At 59.8% G+C, this 18,956-nt stretch carries 22 protein-coding genes; 17 read left to right on the forward strand and 5 right to left on the reverse strand.

All coding sequences use genetic code 11. The annotated features are described in order from the left end of the window. Position 1: 1 nt before the first annotated feature. The gene (locus CO667_RS32795) at positions 2–238 is read right to left on the reverse strand and encodes a hypothetical protein (RefSeq protein WP_097622170.1); all 237 of its coding nucleotides are present in this window, start codon (positions 236–238) and stop codon (positions 2–4) included. Positions 239–494: 256 nt separating this feature from the next. Between CO667_RS32795 and CO667_RS32800 the strand changes: the two genes are divergently transcribed. The 7 genes from CO667_RS32800 (at position 495) to CO667_RS32825 (ending at position 5,092) form a co-directional block, all read left to right on the forward strand. Continuing rightward, on the forward strand, positions 495–893 hold the full coding sequence (locus CO667_RS32800; RefSeq protein WP_097622171.1) for a DUF1236 domain-containing protein: 399 nt from the start codon (positions 495–497) through the stop codon (positions 891–893). Between the two features lie 116 nt (positions 894–1,009). Next, positions 1,010–1,831 carry a DUF1236 domain-containing protein gene (locus tag CO667_RS32805; RefSeq protein WP_097622172.1) on the forward strand — a complete coding sequence of 274 codons (822 nt, stop codon included), beginning with the start codon at positions 1,010–1,012 and terminating at the stop codon, positions 1,829–1,831. A 49-nt stretch (positions 1,832–1,880) separates the two neighbouring features. Beyond that, positions 1,881–2,048 carry a hypothetical protein gene (locus CO667_RS35570; protein WP_179874267.1) on the forward strand — a complete coding sequence of 56 codons (168 nt, stop codon included), beginning with the start codon at positions 1,881–1,883 and terminating at the stop codon, positions 2,046–2,048. Further along, positions 2,045–2,638 (forward strand): BA14K family protein, encoded by a 594-nt coding sequence (locus tag CO667_RS32810; protein ID WP_097622173.1) that lies wholly within the window; start codon positions 2,045–2,047, stop codon positions 2,636–2,638. Before CO667_RS35570 ends, CO667_RS32810 begins: the two co-directional genes overlap by 4 nt. A 103-nt stretch (positions 2,639–2,741) precedes the next feature. Then, the gene (locus CO667_RS32815; RefSeq protein ID WP_097622174.1) at positions 2,742–3,056 is read left to right on the forward strand and encodes a hypothetical protein; all 315 of its coding nucleotides are present in this window, start codon (positions 2,742–2,744) and stop codon (positions 3,054–3,056) included. A gap of 108 nt (positions 3,057–3,164) precedes the next feature. Then, entirely contained in the window at positions 3,165–4,046 is an 882-nt protein-coding gene (locus tag CO667_RS32820; RefSeq protein WP_097622175.1) for a hypothetical protein, read from the forward strand. Positions 4,047–4,090: 44 nt separating this feature from the next. Then, entirely contained in the window at positions 4,091–5,092 is a 1,002-nt protein-coding gene (locus CO667_RS32825; protein WP_097622176.1) for a L,D-transpeptidase, read from the forward strand. 32 nt (positions 5,093–5,124) lie between these two features. Here CO667_RS32825 and CO667_RS32830 read toward each other — a convergent pair whose 3' ends face one another. Continuing rightward, positions 5,125–5,916 (reverse strand): phenylalanine 4-monooxygenase, encoded by a 792-nt coding sequence (locus CO667_RS32830; protein ID WP_097622177.1) that lies wholly within the window; start codon positions 5,914–5,916, stop codon positions 5,125–5,127. A 123-nt stretch (positions 5,917–6,039) separates the two neighbouring features. Between CO667_RS32830 and CO667_RS32835 the strand changes: the two genes are divergently transcribed. Beyond that, complete coding sequence (locus tag CO667_RS32835; protein WP_097622178.1) at positions 6,040–6,501, forward strand: Lrp/AsnC family transcriptional regulator; 462 nt, start codon at positions 6,040–6,042, stop codon at positions 6,499–6,501. A 27-nt stretch (positions 6,502–6,528) separates the two neighbouring features. Here the strand turns inward: CO667_RS32835 and CO667_RS32840 are convergent, their stop codons facing one another. After that, positions 6,529–7,029 carry an Lrp/AsnC family transcriptional regulator gene (locus CO667_RS32840; RefSeq protein ID WP_097622179.1) on the reverse strand — a complete coding sequence of 167 codons (501 nt, stop codon included), beginning with the start codon at positions 7,027–7,029 and terminating at the stop codon, positions 6,529–6,531. A gap of 129 nt (positions 7,030–7,158) precedes the next feature. Here CO667_RS32840 and hppD point away from each other — a divergent pair, with 129 nt between their 5' ends. Genes hppD through maiA form a run of 4 tightly spaced genes read left to right on the forward strand, consistent with a single transcriptional unit; the run spans position 7,159 to position 11,377 of the window. Then, positions 7,159–8,268, forward strand: coding sequence for a 4-hydroxyphenylpyruvate dioxygenase (hppD, locus tag CO667_RS32845; RefSeq protein ID WP_097622180.1), 1,110 nt, complete (start codon positions 7,159–7,161; stop codon positions 8,266–8,268). 41 nt (positions 8,269–8,309) lie between these two features. After that, positions 8,310–9,671: a homogentisate 1,2-dioxygenase gene (gene hmgA / locus CO667_RS32850; RefSeq protein ID WP_097622181.1), complete on the forward strand. Its 1,362-nt coding sequence runs from the start codon at positions 8,310–8,312 to the stop codon at positions 9,669–9,671. 51 nt (positions 9,672–9,722) lie between these two features. Then, positions 9,723–10,748: a fumarylacetoacetate hydrolase family protein gene (locus CO667_RS32855; protein WP_097622182.1), complete on the forward strand. Its 1,026-nt coding sequence runs from the start codon at positions 9,723–9,725 to the stop codon at positions 10,746–10,748. Further along, the gene (gene maiA / locus CO667_RS32860) at positions 10,745–11,377 is read left to right on the forward strand and encodes a maleylacetoacetate isomerase (protein WP_097622183.1); all 633 of its coding nucleotides are present in this window, start codon (positions 10,745–10,747) and stop codon (positions 11,375–11,377) included. Before CO667_RS32855 ends, maiA begins: the two co-directional genes overlap by 4 nt. A gap of 243 nt (positions 11,378–11,620) precedes the next feature. Here the strand turns inward: maiA and CO667_RS32865 are convergent, their stop codons facing one another. Continuing rightward, positions 11,621–12,091, reverse strand: a complete 471-nt coding sequence (locus tag CO667_RS32865) for an MEKHLA domain-containing protein (protein WP_097622184.1) — start codon at positions 12,089–12,091, stop codon at positions 11,621–11,623. Positions 12,092–12,493: 402 nt separating this feature from the next. Between CO667_RS32865 and CO667_RS32870 the strand changes: the two genes are divergently transcribed. Next, positions 12,494–13,828 carry a hypothetical protein gene (locus CO667_RS32870; RefSeq protein ID WP_097622185.1) on the forward strand — a complete coding sequence of 445 codons (1,335 nt, stop codon included), beginning with the start codon at positions 12,494–12,496 and terminating at the stop codon, positions 13,826–13,828. Between the two features lie 83 nt (positions 13,829–13,911). Further along, positions 13,912–15,180 (forward strand): patatin-like phospholipase family protein, encoded by a 1,269-nt coding sequence (locus CO667_RS32875; RefSeq protein ID WP_097622186.1) that lies wholly within the window; start codon positions 13,912–13,914, stop codon positions 15,178–15,180. Positions 15,181–15,388: 208 nt separating this feature from the next. On the opposite strand, the gene CO667_RS32880 is transcribed toward CO667_RS32875, so the two are convergent. Then, positions 15,389–16,267 (reverse strand): NAD(P)-binding domain-containing protein, encoded by an 879-nt coding sequence (locus CO667_RS32880; RefSeq protein ID WP_097622187.1) that lies wholly within the window; start codon positions 16,265–16,267, stop codon positions 15,389–15,391. A 106-nt stretch (positions 16,268–16,373) separates the two neighbouring features. On the opposite strand from CO667_RS32880, the gene CO667_RS32885 reads away from it, so the two are divergent. The 3 genes from CO667_RS32885 (at position 16,374) to CO667_RS32895 (ending at position 18,804) form a co-directional block, all read left to right on the forward strand. Beyond that, complete coding sequence (locus tag CO667_RS32885) at positions 16,374–16,742, forward strand: helix-turn-helix domain-containing protein (protein WP_097622188.1); 369 nt, start codon at positions 16,374–16,376, stop codon at positions 16,740–16,742. A gap of 221 nt (positions 16,743–16,963) precedes the next feature. Further along, the gene (locus tag CO667_RS32890) at positions 16,964–17,530 is read left to right on the forward strand and encodes an ATP-binding protein (RefSeq protein WP_143540780.1); all 567 of its coding nucleotides are present in this window, start codon (positions 16,964–16,966) and stop codon (positions 17,528–17,530) included. A gap of 2 nt (positions 17,531–17,532) precedes the next feature. Then, positions 17,533–18,804 carry a phosphonate ABC transporter permease gene (locus CO667_RS32895; protein WP_097622190.1) on the forward strand — a complete coding sequence of 424 codons (1,272 nt, stop codon included), beginning with the start codon at positions 17,533–17,535 and terminating at the stop codon, positions 18,802–18,804. Positions 18,805–18,956 lie beyond the last annotated feature (152 nt).

Here is an 18,956-nt window from a genome sequence, read left to right on the forward strand (position 1 = left end):
GCTATGACGGCTCGCCGGCCTTCTGCTCGTTCGCGTGAGAAGGTTCCTGGATCGCACGGATGACGTGCTGCTCGATTTCGAAACAGGTCTCGTCATATTCCCGCAAAATGTTCGTATGGACCTTGCGCCTTTGAACAGCGTCGCGCGCCTCGACGGCCATCTGATAGGCCTCGAAGAGCTCGAGCTGCCACGGGCCGCGCGCTTCCATGATCAGCGTCCGCATCAGCGGCAGACGCATCGCCAGGCGCCTGCGTCCAGCTTCCCGGCGATTCGTGCCATCTCCTTCAGTCTCCTGCGGGCGCCTGCCTATGCAGCGCCTGCCTATGCAGGGTCTCTCAATCCTGAAATAGCGCCGGCAATGGACATTGAAATGCGTTTAGGACCAAGGGCCGAGATCCATCGGACTGAGGTCCGGGGGCGTGGAACCACCCCACGTCAAGCAAGTTGGGTTTGCAGCGGTCACGAAGGCCGCCTCAAAACAGAAGGACGAGAAAATGCTCTCCAAACTTATCGTAGGTGTGGCAACCGCCGCGACCCTGATGTCGGGCGTTGCATTCGCCCAGTCATCGACCGTCAATGGTGCGGCCGGTGGCGCAGTCACAGGGGCGATCGTCGGCGGCCCCGTCGGAGCTGCTGTCGGCGGCGTTGCGGGTGCAATCGTCGGCACCGCGATCGATCCCCCGCCGCAAAAAGTCGTCACCTATGTCCGCGAAGCTCCGGCACCGTCGGCCCGCGTCGTCGTGAAGGAGAAGATTGTCGTCGGCCAGCCGCTGCCGGAGACGGTCGTCGTCACCCCTATTCCGGACGATCCAACCTATGCTTATGCGGTGGTCAATGATCAACGGATCATTGTCGAACCGTCGTCACGCAAGGTGATCCAGGTCATCAAGTGACCTGATCCTCTACGCGACGCTGCCGCGTCCTCCTTCCTAAGATCATCGTTCAGAGTCTGATAACCGCCGCACGACGGCCGGCAGTGTCGTCGTGCGGCCAAAGCAGAGAGATTGTTATGAAAACCAAGACATTTACCGTCCTGATGACGGCCCTCTCGATCGGCGTTTCACCGGTCGGCATCATCTCCGCCTCGGCGCAGGATGCGCCGATCCTTCCCAAGAAGGGTGCTGCCCAAAGCGGCCAGTCCAGCGGCGGTGCGACGGCCCAGCAGCCGGATGCGAGCGGTGCCGCCTCGGGTGGCGCGGGCGCAGCGACCGGCCAGGGCACACAGCAGCCTTCGGGCTCCGACGGCAGCGCGTCGGGCGTATCCTCCGGAACCGCCACGGAGGGATCTTCCGGGCAGACGGCAACCGAGCCCGGCGCCAAGACACAGTCCGGAAGCTCTGACAGTTCGAAGACATCAAAGTCGGGACAAACCTCGACGGAAAGCCAGAAGCCTGCCGGCAGCCAGGAGGGCACGTCGACCGGCGAGACTGAAAAATCCGGCGCTGCCGCCAAGTCTTCCACCGGTTCGACAGAAACCCAGTCGAACAGCAAGACCAACGTCGAAAACAACAACACATCGGTCGACAGCAACACGAAAAACACCACGAAGACCGAGACGAACACCACGACCAACGTGAACATCTCCGTCGAACAGCAGACGGAAATCCGCAGCGTCGTGAAGGAAGTTCATGTCGAGCCGGTTCGGGAAGCGGACTTCACGGTCTCGGTCGGCACGACCATCCCGAAGAAGATCCGGCTGGAGCCGCTGCCGCCGCGCATCATCAAGATCGTACCGCAGTACAAGGCCTACCGCTTCTTCATTCTCGCGGACGGCCGGATCGTCATCGTCGATCCTTCCGCCTTCACGATCGTCTACATCATTTCGGCATGACAGCCGGCGCCCTCGGCGGCCTCCGCCACCGAGGGCGAGGAGAGGAAACATGATCTATTCAGAAGAGAAATCCGCTGGTCTGGCCATGCCTCTGATCGCCATCCTGCTGGCCATCGCCGGCATTCTCGCCATGCTCGTTGTGACCGGCGGCCGGGATAACCACGCTGCCGGCCGCGTCTGGGTTCCGCAGGCTCAACAGCAGGGGGCGGGAAAATGAACGCGCTCGCATCCGTCGCCTTCGGCATTGTCAGCTCGGTCGGGGCCTGTATCGCCGCCGCATCGGTTGCCTCCCACGTCGTGGCGGATCCCAAATCTCATGCCTTCCACGATCTTGCAGAGCCCGATCTCTGGACGACGAATCCAGTGAAAGTCGACCATCAGCGGCAGGGTTATGAACGAATTGCGCCTCTCTATTCCAGCTATGTCACCGAGGCGCCGGCCATCACAACGGCAAGCATGACGGCCGGGGCGAAGCCGGCGTATACCGGCCCGTCAACCGCACGTCAGGCACCGCAGCCGAAATTTTCGACCGAGCATCTTGCCTGGTGCGCACAACGTTATCGGTCCTTCGATCCCTCAGCCAACAGCTATCGATCCTTTAGCGGCGAGATCCGCACCTGCTCTTCGCCGTATCAGCAGACTGTCGCCGAGGCCGACGGGAGCGTCGGCGTGAAAGTGAATGTAGAGGCGGCGACTTGGTGCGCCGCTCGTTACCGGTCGTATCGACCGGAAGACAATAGCTATCAGCCATGGGAGGGGCCGCGGCGCACCTGCGCAGCCCCGGTCATCATAGCCACGAATAATTGATCGTAGCCGGTCTTTGCCACCGCGCTGAGTTGCAGTCAGACCAAAGTCCGTATTACAAACGCTGCGGTTGTGATATTCCGTTTCGTTGGGTCGGAGAGCAGGGATGGCGACGACGCTGATAACGGAAATTCAACGGGCGCAGACAAGGCTCCGGTTCTTGAGCCGGGCCGAGCGCGGAGCCCTGATCATTCGCATCCTGCGCGAGCTGAAGACGCATCGGCAGGGGGTTCTTGGCAATGTGCCGGCCGACCGTTGCGTTTGGATCGACAGGCTTATCGCATCGGTTTCCTCGACGATTTCGGAAATCGCCAATATGCAGGACATTGAGTTCAATCGTGTCCTGACTGAATTCGAAAAGCTTATGGCGACGCTCCAGGACATCTCGCATGCGGAGAAGTCGCCGAAGACGATTCACTGAGGAAAGATCGGCCGCGGTCTTATCAGGGGCTGCCGCCTCGGCGTCGTTTGATCCGCGCACCGACTGCCTCAGCGGAAACCGTTCCCGCCGCAAGCGCGTTCTCCTGCCATGACCGAAACGAAATCCAGCGCTGACCACGACGAGGTGCCTGGGGAAGATGACCCGAGGCCCGGCGCCGACATTGCCTTCCCTTACGACAGGATGACCGTCGAGCAGTTCCGCAGGCGCTTTCCCCGTGCCCGCTGGAACGACGCCCGCAAGGCCTGGTTCGTCCCCGGCCGGACGGCGTCCCGCCGCATCGGACGATGGCTTGCCGAGCTGGAGGCCGAAGCCGACGCCCATGCCGATGCGAAGGGACGCGACGCCTTCACCTTCAATCCGATCGATAGTCCATATCTTGAACTCGGCAAGGCAGGCTTTCGCATCCGCACGCCCTATTCGAAGACCGTCGTCGACGAACTGCACGAGGTGCCATTCTCACGCTGGGATGGCGATCTCAGGATTTGGCACGTTCCCTTCCGATCCTATGAGGACCTCAGACGCCGATGGCCTGAAATCGAAGCGGCTGCCCGCAGAAACGAGCCGGAGGAGAGGCGGCGGCGGGCCGAGGAGCGGAAGGGGAGCGAAGAGGACATCCGCAGCAGGCTCCGCTCTGCGGAACGAAAGCGCCATCGTTACCCGCTTCCAAGCGACGATCTGCCGCCGATCGGGCGGCCGGTGGCCATCGCCTATGGAATCGTCGTCTTTACTGAAATCTCAGGCGAACTGGTCGATCCGGACGTCGTTGCCGACTTCTATCCTGATGTGACCGAAGATCACGTCTGGGGACATTGGCGGGTGCCGACGCTCGAAGAACTCGTCCGCACTTGGCCCGCGAAGATGCCTCCGGCTGAGGACGCCGAGTGGTGGCTGCCGACGATCGAGGAACTGCGGCCGGCCCGTCGGACGGCGAGATCGCGCGAAGCCAGGAGGCACGCCAAGACGTCGTGATCGGGGCACTCTTGCTCAGTGGAACAAGTTGCGCGGCCGGCCATTTGTTGTCCATGAAAACACCGCTGCCGATGTCGCTGCTCGCCCTGGCCATCTCCGTTGGCGGTGCCGCCGCGCGGGAGCTCCGATCCGAAGCCATCAATGGTGCTTCGATTGCCGCTCTTGGGGCGGAGATGCCTTCATCCACAGATCCAGACCCCGCGATCGTCCGCCTTCAGGTCCTGCTCGACCGCGCCGGCGCATCTCCCGGCGTGATCGATGGCCTCTCCGGCGAGAACGTCAATAAGGCGGTGGCCGGTTTCGAGGCTATGAACAAGCTTCCTGTCGATGGCAGGGTGGATCCGGAAGTCGTCTCCCGCCTGGAAGGCAATGCCCCGATCGTCGAGAGCTATGTCGTTTTGGCAGAGGACGCCAAGGGTCTCGTCGACAGGATCCCTGAAGATTATGGCGAGAAGGCAAAGATGCAGAGCTTGGGATATACCAGCGTTGCCGAAAAACTATCGGAGCGCTTCCACATGGGTATCGATCTTGTGAGCGCGCTCAACCCGGCTTCGCAGTTTGCTCCTGGCGATACGGTGTGGGTCGTGAACCCCGGCGTCCCGAGGGAAGGAAAGGTCAAGAGGATCGAGGCCGACAAGAAGACGGGACAGGTGCTCGCCTATGCCGACAACGGATCGCTGCTTGCGGTCTATCCCGCGACGATCGGAAGCGAAGACAATCCGGCGCCGTCGGGAAAACACAAGGTCAAGGGCGTCGCGCGAATGCCGGTCTACCGGTATGACCCCAAGCGCAATTTCAAGCAGGGAAAGAACAACAAGGTTCTGACGATCCCGAAAGGGCCGAACGGCCCGGTCGGCACGGTCTGGATCGACCTGACCGAACCGACTTATGGAATCCATGGGACACCGGAGCCGAAGTTCATCGACAAGGTTGGATCGCACGGTTGCGTGCGGCTGACGAACTGGGATGCCGAAGAACTGGCCGGCATGGTCAAGCCCGGCGTCCTGGTGGACTTCGTCAACCGAAGTGCGGCCACGCCGAAGTGAGGGTTCGGCGTGGCCGCTTTATCACCAGCGGTTCACGACGCTTTGGCCTCGAAAGCGGGGGCGAAATCACCGAGCGATTTCGCCTTGAGGATCGTGCCTTCGATATCCTGTTCCACGATCGCTTCGAGATCGGCGAAGCTGTCGATGACGTAATAGATCGGCTGGAGGATATCGATGCGATAGGGGGTTCTCAGCACGCTCAGCAGATCGAACGGCCGGAACTCGCACGCCTTGCCCTCCATCGCCGCCTTGGCCTCACTGGGTGACGAGACGATGCCGGCGCCGAAGCAGCGGCGGCCTTGCGGTGTGTTGATCAGGCCGAATTCGACGGTGAACCAGAATATCCGGAACAGGTGCCAGGAATAGCCCTTGCCGAGGCGGACGGCGGATTCGCCGAAATGCCTGACGAAATTGGCATAGCTCTGGTTGGTGAGCATGGGGCAGTGACCGAAGACCTCGTGGAACAGATCCGGCTCTTCGATATAGTCGATATGCTCGCGGCGGCGCAGGAAGGTGGCGAGCGGGAATTTGCCTTGCGACAGAAGTTCATAAAAGCGCGAGGGCGGAATGAGCGCCGGCACGCCTGAGACGCCGAAGCCGGTGGTCTCGTTCAGGCGTCTGTTCACATCGATCAGCTGAGGCACCTTGTCCGGCCTGAGTCCCAGCATGTCGACGCCGTCGAGATATTCGCGGCAGGCCGTATCGGCCAGGATCATCATCTGACGCCGGTAGAGTTCGCCCCAGATCGCGTCTTCATCAGGGGTGTAGTCGTAGAGACCGTCCGGTCCGGGCAGTTTGGCGGTGTAGCTGCTTTCCTTGGTCATTTGCTGATCCTCCCAGGCACGGCGCTATTCCTGCCATTATGATCCAGGTTTGGAGGATTTTCTTTTCTTTCGTGCTGGCTATCGCCATACTGTTGGCAAGCCTTCCCGAAAGTGACGTCAAAAATGAAAGAACCTGGGAACTTCCGCCGCACCCTTCTGAAGCTCGTCCAGGCCGACGGCAGTCTGTCGCTGGCGGATCTGGCGGAAAAGGCCGGCATGTCGCAGAGTTCGGCCTGGCGCAAGATCCAGGAACTGGAAGCCGACGGCGTTATCCGCAAGCGGGTAACGCTGCTCGATCCGGGAAAACTCGATCTCAAGCTCTGCGTGATCGCCCATGTGACGCTGGAGGATCACCATGAAGAGGCGGTCGCGTCTTTCGCGTCCGTTGTGCTGGCTCAGCCGGAGATCATGGAGTGTTACGCCCTGTCGGGCGCCTTCGATTACATGCTGAAAATCAGGGTGAGGGACGTGGAAAGCTACGAAGTCTTCATGACCCGCTACCTCATGCGCAATCCGCATGTGCGCACTGTTGTCTCGAGCTTCGTGCTGCGCGAGCTGAAATTCTCGACCGAACTGCCGCTCTGACGCTTGCCGCCAAACGAGGCGGCGGGATCACCGCGTGCTGTCGCCATGCCAGCTGCCCGGCATATGCACCGGAAAGCCTTCGAATGTCTTCAGCGTGTCGAGCACGATCGACGTCTTCACATGCTGCACCGACTCGTGCGGCAACAGAACGTCGTTGACGAATTTCGAGAGATCGGCGAGCCCACGGGTCGCCACCTTCAGGTGATAATCCATTTCACCGGTGAGCGCATAGGCTTCGAGAACTTCCGGCAGTCCGTTGATCAACTGCGAAAACCGGCGGGCATTGTCCCGGTTGTGGGTGGCAAGCGTCACCGAAATGACCACCAGCATATCGAGGCCCAGCTTCTGCTGATCGAGATAGGCGCGGTAGCTGCGAATATATCCCTCGGCCTCCAATCTCGTCCGCCGGCGCGAGCATTGCGACGGTGAAAGCGCGATCCGCTCGCCCAGCTCATTGTTCGTCAACCGCCCATCTTTTTGAAGCTCCTGGAGCAGGCGCAAATCCAATTTATCGAGCTGTTCATCCATTGCGCAAAATCTCAAAAATACTCACGAACCGTGCATAATATCTTCCTGTAGCATGAAGAATGCAAGAACTTTGCACGCGTTTTGGGCCACACTTTGCATCAATCAAGGTTCAATCCCCAGGAGGAGTAAATGGGCCCTTTTCCGCATGATGCGCCGCCTTCGGAAATCACCGCCGACAACCCGGCCGGCACCGACGGTTTTGAATTCGTCGAATTCGCCCATCCCGAGCCGGAGAAGCTCCGCGAGCTCTTCACACGCATGGGCTACGTCGCGGTCGCCAGGCACAAGACGAAAGACATCACCGTCTGGCGCCAGGGCGATATCAACTATGTCCTCAACGCCGAACCCGGCAGCCATGCGGCGCGTTTCGTCGCAGAACATGGCCCCTGCGCCCCGTCGATGGCTTGGCGCGTCGTCGACGCCCGGCACGCCTTCGATCACGCGGTGTCGAAAGGTGGCATTCCCTATGATGGCGACGACAAGATGCTCGACGTGCCGGCGATTGTCGGCATCGGCGGTTCGCTGCTTTATTTCGTCGAGACCTATGGCGCGAAGGGATCGGCTTACGATGCCGAGTTCGATTGGCTCGGCGAGCGCAACCCGCATCCTCAGGGGATCGGTTTCTATTACCTCGACCATCTCACCCACAATGTCTTCCGCGGCAACATGGACAAGTGGTGGGATTTTTACCGCAACCTGTTCAATTTCAAGCAGATCCACTTCTTCGATATTGATGGCCGCATCACCGGCCTGGTCAGCCGCGCCATCACCTCACCCTGCGGCAAGATCCGCATTCCGCTGAATGAATCGAAGGACGATACCAGCCAGATCGAGGAATATCTGAAGAAGTATCGGGGCGAGGGCATCCAGCACATCGCCGTTGGAACGGAGGACATCTACGACGCCACCGACCGGCTTGCCGACAATGGCCTGCACTTCATGCCGGGGCCGCCGGGGACCTATTACGACATGTCCTATGAACGGGTGAGCGGCCATAGCGAACCGATCGACCGCATGAAGAAGCACGGCATCCTCATCGACGGCGAAGGCGTGGTGAATGGCGGCATGACGAAAATTCTGCTGCAGATTTTCTCCAAAACCGTCATCGGTCCGATCTTCTTCGAATTCATCCAGCGCAAGGGCGACGAGGGTTTCGGCGAAGGCAACTTCCGTGCTCTGTTCGAGTCGATCGAGGCCGATCAGATCAAGCGTGGTGTCATCGGCACGGCAGCGGAGTAAACTCCGGAGCGCTCTGGAGTTCTCGGGGAGAGGAGTTGAGCATGGACCAGACATCGATCCAGACGTCGGACGGTGAAGCCGCGACGGCAAACACGCTGAAATATATGCCGGGCTTCGGCAACGACTTCGAAACCGAGTCGCTGCCTGGCGCCTTGCCGCAGGGCCAGAACAGCCCGCAGAAATGCAATTACGGTCTCTATGCCGAGCAGCTTTCCGGCTCGCCCTTCACCGCGCCGCGCGGCACGAATGAACGGTCCTGGCTGTATCGCATTCGCCCGAGCGTGCGCCACACAAGCCGCTTCTCCAACGCCTCCTATCCGCTCTGGAAAACCGCGCCTTGCCTGGACGAGCATTCGCTGCCGCTCGGCCAGCTTCGCTGGGACCCCATCCCTGCACCCGCGGAGAGACTGACCTTTCTCGAGGGAGTGCGGACCATCACGACGGCAGGCGATGCCACCACCCAGGTAGGCATGTCGGCCCATGCCTACCTCTTCAACGAAGACATGGTCGACGACTACTTCTTCAATGCCGATGGTGAACTGCTGATCGTGCCGCAGCTCGGCGCCATCAGAGTGTTCACCGAAATGGGCATCATGGATGTCGAGCCGCTGGAAATATGCCTCATCCCGCGCGGCATGATGTTCAAGATTTTGCGGGGCGGCGAGCAGACGGTCTGGCGCGGCTATATCTGTGAGAATTACGGCGCCAAATTCACCCTGCCGGACCGCGGCCCGATCGGCGCCAACTGCTTGGCAAACCCGCGTGATTTCAAGACGCCCGTCGCCGCTTTCGAGGACAAGGAAAAGCCTTGCCGCGTGCATGTGAAGTGGTGTGGAAAATTCTATGTCACCGAGATCGGCCACTCGCCCCTCGACGTCGTCGCCTGGCACGGCAATTACGCGCCTTACAAATACGACTTGCGGACGTTTTCGCCTGTGGGCGCCATTAGCTTCGACCATCCCGATCCGTCGATCTTCTCGGTGCTGACCGCGCCGACCGAAGATGCCGGTACGGCCAATGTCGACTTCGTAATCTTTCCGCCGCGCTGGCTGGTCGCCGAGCACACCTTCCGTCCGCCCTGGTACCACCGCAATATCATGAGCGAATTCATGGGCCTGATCCATGGCCAGTACGACGCCAAGGAGGAGGGCTTCGTGCCGGGCGGCATGAGCCTGCACAATATGATGCTTCCCCACGGGCCGGACGCGCTGGCCTTCGAAAAGGCATCCAATGCCGAGCTCAAACCGGTGAAGCTCGATCATACCATGGCCTTCATGTTCGAGACCCGGTACCCGCAGCAGCTGACAAAATACGCGGCCGAACTCGAAACGCTGCAGGAGGATTACCTCGAATGCTGGGACGGCCTGGAACGCAAGTTCGACGGAACCCCCGGCATCAAGTGACGTATCAGTAATGCATCAAGCGAAGACATCCTCCGGCACGGGAATTCGGACATGAAACTTGCCACCTTGAAGGACTCCACGCGGGACGGCCGGCTGGTCGTCGTGTCCCGCGACCTGACCCGCTGTTCCGAGGTCGGTCACATCGCCCGCACCTTGCAGGCAGCGCTCGATGACTGGGAGCATGTGGCGCCGCGACTTCAGCTGATTGCCGAAGGCATCGAGACCGGAGCCCAGCCGACGATCCGCTTTCACGAACATGACGCTGCGTCACCCTTGCCGCGGGCCTACCAATGGGCCGATGGTTCCGCTTACGTCAACCACGTCGAACTGGTGCGCAAGGCGCGCGGCGCCGAGATGCCGGCGAGCTTCTGGACCGATCCGCTGATCTATCAAGGCGGCTCGGACGCTTTCCTCGCGCCGCGCGATCCCATCCTGGCGGCCGACGAGGCCTATGGCATCGACATGGAGGGCGAGGTCGCCGTCATAACAGGCGACGTCGCCATGGGGTCCAGCCCGGAGGTCGCCCGCAGCGCCATCCGGCTGCTGATGCTCGTCAACGACGTGTCGCTGCGCGGCCTGATCCCGGACGAGTTGGCGAAGGGCTTCGGTTTCTTCCAGTCCAAGCCGGCCTCGGCATTCTCTCCGGTCGCGGTGACGCCGGACGAGCTCGGGGATGCCTGGGATGGCGGCAAGCTGCATCTGCCGCTGCTAGTGAGCTTGAACGGCAAGCCCTTCGGCAGGGCCAATGCCGGCGTCGATATGACATTCGATTTGGGCCAGCTGATCGCCCATGCCGCCAAAACCCGCCATCTCCTGGCCGGAACGATCATCGGCTCCGGCACTGTTTCCAACAAGCGCGACGGCGGCCCCGGCAAGCCGGTGGAAGGCGGAGGAGACGGCTACTCCTGCATTGCCGAACTGAGGATGATCGAGGCGATCGAGACCGGATCGCCGAAAACGCCTTTCATGAAATTCGGCGATCAGGTGCGCATCGAGATGAAGGATCAAGCCGGCCATTCGATCTTCGGGGCAATCGAACAGACGGTCGAGAAATACAGCGGAGCCGAGCCACAATGAACGAGGTGGTTCTCTACGACTACTGGCGATCATCGGCGAGCTACCGCGTCCGCATCGCGCTCAATCTCCTGGGCGTCGACTATAAGGCGGTGCCGATCAACCTGTTGGACGGCGCGCACAGGAAGCCGGATTATCTCGCGCTCAACCCGCAGGGGCTGGTGCCGACATTGGTGATTGACGGCAAGACACTGACGCAGTCGCTGGCCATCATCGAATATCTCGCCGAGACCAGGCCGGAATGCGGATTGCTGCCATCCGACATTGCCGATCGCCAGCATGTGCGGGCGCTTGCATATGCGGTTGCCATGGACATCCATCCGATCTGCAACATGCATGTCGTTACCCACCTCATGACCATAACCGACAAGGCCGACGCCCGCGAGGAATGGATGAAGCATTTCATTGCCGACGGACTGCGCAAACTGGAAGCCATGATCGGCGAATTTGATGGAGCGTTCAGCTTTGGCGACAGGCCGACGATGGCGGATCTCTGTCTGGTTCCACAGGTCTACAACGCCCGCCGCTGGGGATTAGATATGACCGCTTTCAGGCGCATCGCCGATATCGACGCCAGATGCGCCGGCATACCCGCTTTCCAGGCGGCGCATCCTGACCGGGTGAAACCGTAACCTCATTGCGATAGAAACGCTCAGGCAGAGTCGGCCTCTCCGATCTCCCCCATTCCTGTCCTCGGACTTGATCCGAGGGATGTCACAGGAATCTAGCCACGGCGCGTCGGCGCCGTGAATGACTCTCAGTGATAAAGCGGTCTTCCGCGCTCAAGGACTTGAGCGCACTGGATTCCTGTGACAGGCACAGGAATGAGCGAGCACTAAGCTACGTTTGCCACTACCCCGCCCGTGACGGCGACATTACGCGTCCTGCCACGAAGAGAATATCGCCGCCTGGCCCAACCGCTTGCCCGCTTCATCGATGAGCTGCCAGACGGTCACATCCTCGATCCAGAAACGGCGCCCCGATTTCGCGATCCTGACACCGCGCGCATTATCGACAAAACCATCGCGCGTGACGGCGTCCAGCAGCCGCTGGCGCTCGGCGCGATCAGGCTGTTCGGCCGAAAGCCGCGACGGCAGCGCAGTAAATTCATCCCAGCTATATTCGAAGCAATTCTGCGCGGTGCGGTTGGCGTAGATGAAGCGCGGATCGGGCGCGGTGTTGTGAGCGAGGACCACGAAGGGAGCATTGTTATAGAGCCAGTCCGGCCCTTGCCCGTCCTGGACAAGACGACGGCCGGTGATGCGCAGATAGCTTCCGGTGAGGAGGGAGAAGAAATCGGCATCGCTCCTCAGATCGAGGGTGTGATTGTCATAGGCAAAAGTCACGAAGTGCCTCGTTGGTCAAATGCTTCGATGCAGGCGACATAATCGATATTCATTGCATCGGTCTACAACGCCCCCCGCCTGGGCATTGATAGGACTGATTTCAAGCACATCTGCCCGCGCTTAGCCGGCGCATCCCGACGGGGATTTCGCGATTCCGGCGAGGAATCGACGTTTACCGTATTCATCACTTCTGATTGTGCCGCTTGCCAGAAGATCGCCCCTTGTGCATTGATCGGATACTGCCGGGGGAGGTATCAACATTCTCTGCGAAGCTATTGTTCTTCTGACCGTAATCAGCGTCGGCGGTCGCCGATGAGATCGGGCTTTACGGGCAGGTGATTTCATCATCCGGCTATACAGAGCTGCCAAGCTATGCTGCGAATGACGACGGGAGAAATACAGGTGCTCGAGGGCTGGGTAAGAATGCGCAAATTCGTCTCGTTGATATCGATGCTGCTGGCGTTCGTCGCCCTGGCCGCAGAAGCGCATGCGGCAATTTCCTACCAACGCCTCGACGGCACCCCGGGAGGGCGTGCTCTGGTGATAAAGGGCGTGTTTGAATTCTCCGACGATCCGATGCAGCTTGTCGACGAATACAGGCAGTACCAAGCGGACTACATCAGCTTTGACTCGCCCGGCGGAAACGTGGTCACCGCGATCCGGTTCGGCCGCATCATTCGCGCACTGAATGCAAGAACGCTCCAGATCAGAGCCATGGAATGTGCATCGGCTTGCGCCTTCGCCTTCGTCGGTGGCGTCGAAAGGTTCGCCGAGCCGGGTTCCATCGGCGTGCATCGGGTTTCTCTTTCCGACGATGCCGCCATGGACAACAAATTGGCAGTTTCGTCGGTTCAATCACTGACCGGCGAGATCATCGGCTACCTCACCGACATGGGGGTAAGCCCCAATCTCCTGCAGCTCAGCCTGTCGATCGACAGCACCGATATACGGTATCTCACCGCTGCGGAAATGCGAGACTGGAACATCAACACGCCCGAGGATATGCCCTCGGCACAGGAAAGCACGCCGCCCCCGCCAGGCGCCGCGCCGCAGGAGAGCGCAACACCTGCCGACATGCCGTCAGACCCCAGCGCTTCCGAGGAGTCGGCCGCCTCCGAACCCGGCGACCTCACAACGGAGGCGGTTGATTTCGTCAACCGATACAATGACGAATGGTCGAAAGACAGTGCCCCGGCATTGGCCTTTATGAAGGGCGTCTATGCCGACGAGGTCTCCTTCTTCGGACACTCGGTCGACAAAGACGCCGTCCTGAAGGAAAAGGCAGCCTTCGCCCAACGCTGGCCGGAGCGCATCTACAGCGTCAAGCCGGGCTCCGTGACTGCCAGCTGTGCTGGAAAATGCGAAATGTCGGGAATTGTCGAGTGGTTTGCCCGAAACCGGGATACGGGCAAGACGTCCGCCGGAATGGCGGAATTCTCTTTCGTGTGGAACACGGCCTCCCTGCAGATCGAGTCCGAGACCGGAAAGGTGCTCGCCACGGATAAGGGGGCCAAGGCACCGGATCGGTTGATCCATCAGTGGACAGGACTGGACGACATCTGCCGCACGAGTGTCGACCGCGAAGGCCCCGAGACGCTACGGGCTTGCAAACGGCGCGACGAACTCGGTCCGCTGCTCAATCGCGCCGACTGGTGTTATGGCCATAAGGACGAAGCCGGAATAAACTGGGAGTGGCACAAATGCGATGTCAACTCCCGCCGGTATACGAGTGAGTAGCGTGCAGGCCCAAAGACGAGCGACCGGTGGTTGGCCCGAAGGAAGAAATGTTGGGAAACTCATATTCCTGAGTGAGGCCGAGCATGTCAGAAGACCAGCATTCCGAGGAAGACACCGTGCTGCCGGGATCCGACGAGCCCGAGAAGCCCGCTGAGCGCTATAAACTCGGCCTTTGCCTTTCGGGCGGCGGCTATCGGGCCATGCTTTTCCATGCGGGATCACTTGCGAGGCTCAACGAGGCCGGTCTTCTGGCGAAACTCGATATGATCTCGTCGGTATCGGGCGGATCTATCGCGTCCGGCCTTCTGGCCTATGCGTGGCCGCGGCTTGTCTTTCAGAACGGGATCGCCGTCAATTTCAAAGCCGAGTATTTGGATCGCATCCTGGCCTTCAGCCAGGTCTTTGCGGATGGACCGAGCTTCCTGAAGGGCGTGTTCAATCCCTTCTCGAGCGCGGCGCAGGAGGCCGCGAAGCTCTATGAGCGGCATCTGTTCGACGGAAAATCACCAAGCCTGAGCGACCTTCCGGGATCGCCCTGGTTCGTATTTTGCGCCAGCAATCTCAGCACCGGTTCGCTCTTCCGGATGTCGAACCGCTATCTCGCGGATTACAGAATCGGGGTGTCGTTTCATCCGACACTTTCGCTCGCAACCGCGGTTGCCGCTTCGGCGGCATTCCCGCCCGTGCTGTCGCCGCTGCGATTAGACCTGTCACAGTTTTCCTGGAAAAGGGAGAAACTCGACGACACCGTTGGCGAACCGGTCGCTCCGGGCAGGGCAATATTGAGCGACGGCGGCGTCTACGACAATCACGGCATCGAGCCGGCGCTGAAACGCTGCGATTGCCTGCTCGTCAGCGATGCCGGCGCGCCCTGGCGCTCCTCGACTGGCGGCTACTGGAACTATCTCTCCCAACTCAAGCGCGTCCTCGATACGACCGACAATCAGGTGCGGTCGTTGCGGCGCCGAGACCTGGTCGGCGGCTTCAAGGCTGCAAAACAGGCCGATCAGCTTGGCCTCGACGATCTCGCGAAATCGGCTCTGCGCGCCAGAACCCGCGGCGTCTATTGGTCGATCGACAGCAAGGACGTCGAACTCAAGCCCTACGCGTCCTACACGCTGCAGTCGTCCTCGGTCGTTCCCTCGGAGGTCGGCACCTATCTCCATTTCCTGGGCGAGAAAGAGACGGAGCATCTGACGAACTGGGGGCACTACGTCTGTGACGCGATGCTCAACCGGTTCTATCAATCGCCGCTGGCGCCATCGTCCGGCCCGCCATTGATTGCCGGGACCGTGAAGCCGTCCTGGACGGCGAGGTTGAGCAAGCGCCTGTTCGACTTCCTGCCCTTTTGAACGGAAGCCAGAGTCGGCTAGACCGGGACAAGCGGGAGCTGGCGTTTCCCTGCTCCTCGGAGCTTGCGCTTCATGAAGCGCGTCTATGTCGAAGAGATCTCTTTCTTCGGGACCTTGGTCGAGAAAGACGTCGCGGAATGAAAGCCGCAAGCCCGCCGCAAGAGCTTCTTGCGGCGGATGGAAGGATCGCCTGAGATCCGATCACCGCTTACGCAGCCACCATGAAACGCGCCAGCATCGCAAAATCGTCGTCCTGGTGGCCCTTGGCGATCGCGGTCTCCAGGAGACTCCCGAAAGCATCGGAGATTGCGGAATTGATGCCGCGCTCCCGCACGATCTCGCGCAGATGGTGGAAGGCAGCGCTATGGGCGGCGATGCTTGCCAATGTATCGTCGTCGCCGCGGTCGCGTCCGTCACGGACGCGCTGCATGAGGTCCTGTTCGGCCGCATCGATCACCGGCTGAACCAGCGGGAGAAAGCCGGCATAGGTATCGGCGTCGATACTCTCGGCGCGATTGATCGCGAGCGCCTGAAGCGTGCCGAACAACGTGCCCCACATCTGGGCGAGCAGGGCGCTGTCGAGCGCTGAAGCCTTGCCGAAATCCTCGCCCACGAAGGCAGATTTTCCTCCGAGCTCGGCAAACAGAGTTGCGTGTTTTTCGTAGTGCGAGCGCGAGCCGCTGTAGAGGATCAGCGTTTCCGGGCTCCCGATCACATTCGGCGTCGCCATGATCGCCCCGTCGAGATAGGCCATGCCGTTGTCGGTCGCCCATATGCCGGTGTTGCGAGCGGTGTTTGGCGAACCGGAAGTGAGCTGGACCAGCAGTTTGCCCTTGAGTGCCTGCATCACGGCAGGCTTGCGCAATTGCGCATCGCAAGCGCTATAGTCGAGAAGATTGACGATGACGATATCCGCCCCGTCCATCGCCGCTTCCGGCCTCGACGCCGGAACCGCACCGAAAGCTGCCAGTGCTTCGGCCTTTTCCGCCGTCCTGTTCCAGACATGCACGTTATGGCTGTTTTTCAACATTGTCCGGACAAGGGCTGTGCCCATCCGGCCGGCACCGAGAAAGCCTATTGTAGTCATCGGGTCTAGCTCCAATATTTGAGACGCCCTGTGATATGGCTGCCGGCCGGCTGCCGGTAAATTACGCACCTTTGGGTAAGCGGTTACGTTGAGGTAAGGATCAAAGATGAAACGGCTACCGGATGATGATTGCGGCTTTGCCAGCGCGCTCAATGCGATCGGCGGGAAATGGAAGACCGACATCCTCTGGGAGATCAATCTGGCGCCGCGCCGCTTTGGCGAACTCAGGCGCATTCTCAAGGGCGTCAGCGAGAAGGTGTTGACCCAGCAGTTACGGGAGATGGAGGCGGACGACCTCATCCGCCGCGAGGTATTTCCAGGGAGGGTGCAGCGGGTCGAATATTTAGCGACGGAATTCGGCCGCAGTCTCAACCAAGCGGTCACCGTGATGGCCGACTGGGGCAGGGCCTACGAGATACGTATGGCGCTAAAAGCAGAGAAGCAGGCTGCAAGGCCGGTCGCGCTCAGCGCCTGATGCTGCAGAGAAGAGGGCGGTTGCGTCGCCGGTGACTTCCTCGGCCGCGAATGACCTTGCAAGCCTGCTCGGTGGTGTTCACCCAGGCAGGATTCAGCTGTCGCGAAAAGCGAGGAGCCCGCGCCGTCTATCTCGAATTTCGAGCGGGTGGCGATCGTATCAAGAAGCTCAGCGTCTCAGAGTTACGGGTCTTGTGTGTGTATCTCATTTAAAGTTGTAGATTGTTACCCGCCCGCCATGGTGATGCAATTTCCATTCTGTTACCTCTGTCGCAATTAGAAGTTGTGATTGCCATCGCGATGAGTGGTAGTGACGCGCATTTTTCGGTGAATACCCGTTTAACCCGGCTCTTGGGTGAGACCTATCGCTCAAGCGAGGCCGCATTGAAGGAATTGGTAGATAACGCCTGGGATGCCGATGCTAAAAACGTCTGGATTACCTTGCCGTCTCCGATGACGAGCGAAGCAATCGTCGTGCGGGACGACGGCGCGGGAATGACCTCTCTCGAAATGCAGAACGAGTACCTGAACATCGCGAGTGACAAGCGAGCACGGACCGGTGACCGGACGCCGTCGTTGAAGCGAAAGGTCAAGGGTCGCAAGGGCATCGGAAAGTTTGCAGGTCTGTCGCTTGCCAATCGAATGGACGTTATCGCTGTGGCTCGGGGGCGCAAATGCCACCTGAGCATCGACAAGATGGCCCTGACCGAAAACGAAAACGACCTGGAGTCCGGGCCGCACCTTTTCTGGAGGAGGAAGCTGCAAGCGACGATGTCGGAACTACGATAGTTTTGTCGGATCTCGACAGCCGGTTGAACTTTCCGACGGCCGATCGTTTTCGGGAACTGCTGGTTCACGAGTACGGACGCGAAGATAGCTTTAAAGTTTTCGTCAACGATGATCAGTTGTCGGTCGAAGATGTTCCGGGCGTTTCCAAACAGGTTGAAGAGGTGCTCGCGGAGAGCGGCGCTGTCCGACTGCGTTTCACGATCGCGGACGGCAAAAAAGCTCCGAAATCCCCTGGCATTGTCCTCAAAGTCGATGGGAAGGTTGTCGGAAAACCCATGCTCTTCGGATTGGACGATGATGAGGAAATTCCACTCAAGTTGTCGAAGCGGGTCTTTGGCGAGGTAGAACTGGACGGCAATGATCACTTCGTCACCGCCGACTGGGGCGGGGTGATTGAAAACAGCAAAGCATTCCAGGAAATCCAGGCCTACGTACGATCGATAGTGAAGCAGGGACTGCAGGAAACGCACGCCCGTGACATGAGCTTGCAACTGGCTCGATTGAAGCGGCAGATCGATTTGCGGCTTCAGCAGCTCCCGGAGCATCGTCGACGCTATGCCGAGGAGGCGTTGAACCGCATTCTACGACGCTTCTACGGCGAGAGCGAAGATCGGATATCGACGATCGCCGACGTGGCACTGGACGCGATTGAGCATGATGCCTACTGGGCTGTGCTTGAGCGAATAAACATAACAAGCCGAGGTGATGTCGGTTCGTTCGCTGAGGCGCTGGAACAGTTTGGGCTTGTAGAACTCTCCGCTATCGCGGCTCAAGCCGCCCGCAGATTGCAGTTTCTCGATTTCCTGGATGAACTCATTCAGAATGTAGCAACGCTCGAACAAAACATGCATCAAGCGCTCGAAACAAATCTCTGGGTGCTGGGCCGCCAATATGCCACGATGGCGTCGAACACGACGTTGAAGAGTATCATAGCAAAGTACGGAAATGCGAAATTCACGGGCGATCGTGCCTCGAAACGACCGGACCTCCTTTTGTCTCAGGATCTCGGCGATAGCTTCTTAATCATCGAATTCAAACGTCCCAACCATCCCATCAGCCGCGACGACATCGCCCAAGCAGAAAAATATAGGGACGATTTGTCGACCACAGTGACTTGGAAGAGCCCCCTCAAAATCTTGATGATAGGGAAGGGTCGAGCGGATTCGATGGATGCGCGCTATGCGCCAGAAGCGATCACTATCAGCTCCTACGTAAGCCTGGTCTCGGCTGCTCGAACCGAGCTGAATTGGTTGATGACGTCGCTTGCACGATGAGGCGGATTAAACGCTCCGTCTTCCCAATTAGGGTTCTCGAATAACTCGATCGATTCATTTTCTAGGGGTGAGCTTACTAGAGCGTTTCACGTTTTGACGGAAGCATAGCCAGCGTTTGTGAAGTAGTTTGCGCATTCGTCAGGCTTGATGGT

This window comes from Rhizobium sp. L43, assembly GCF_002531725.1.
GTDB lineage: Bacteria > Pseudomonadota > Alphaproteobacteria > Rhizobiales > Rhizobiaceae > Rhizobium.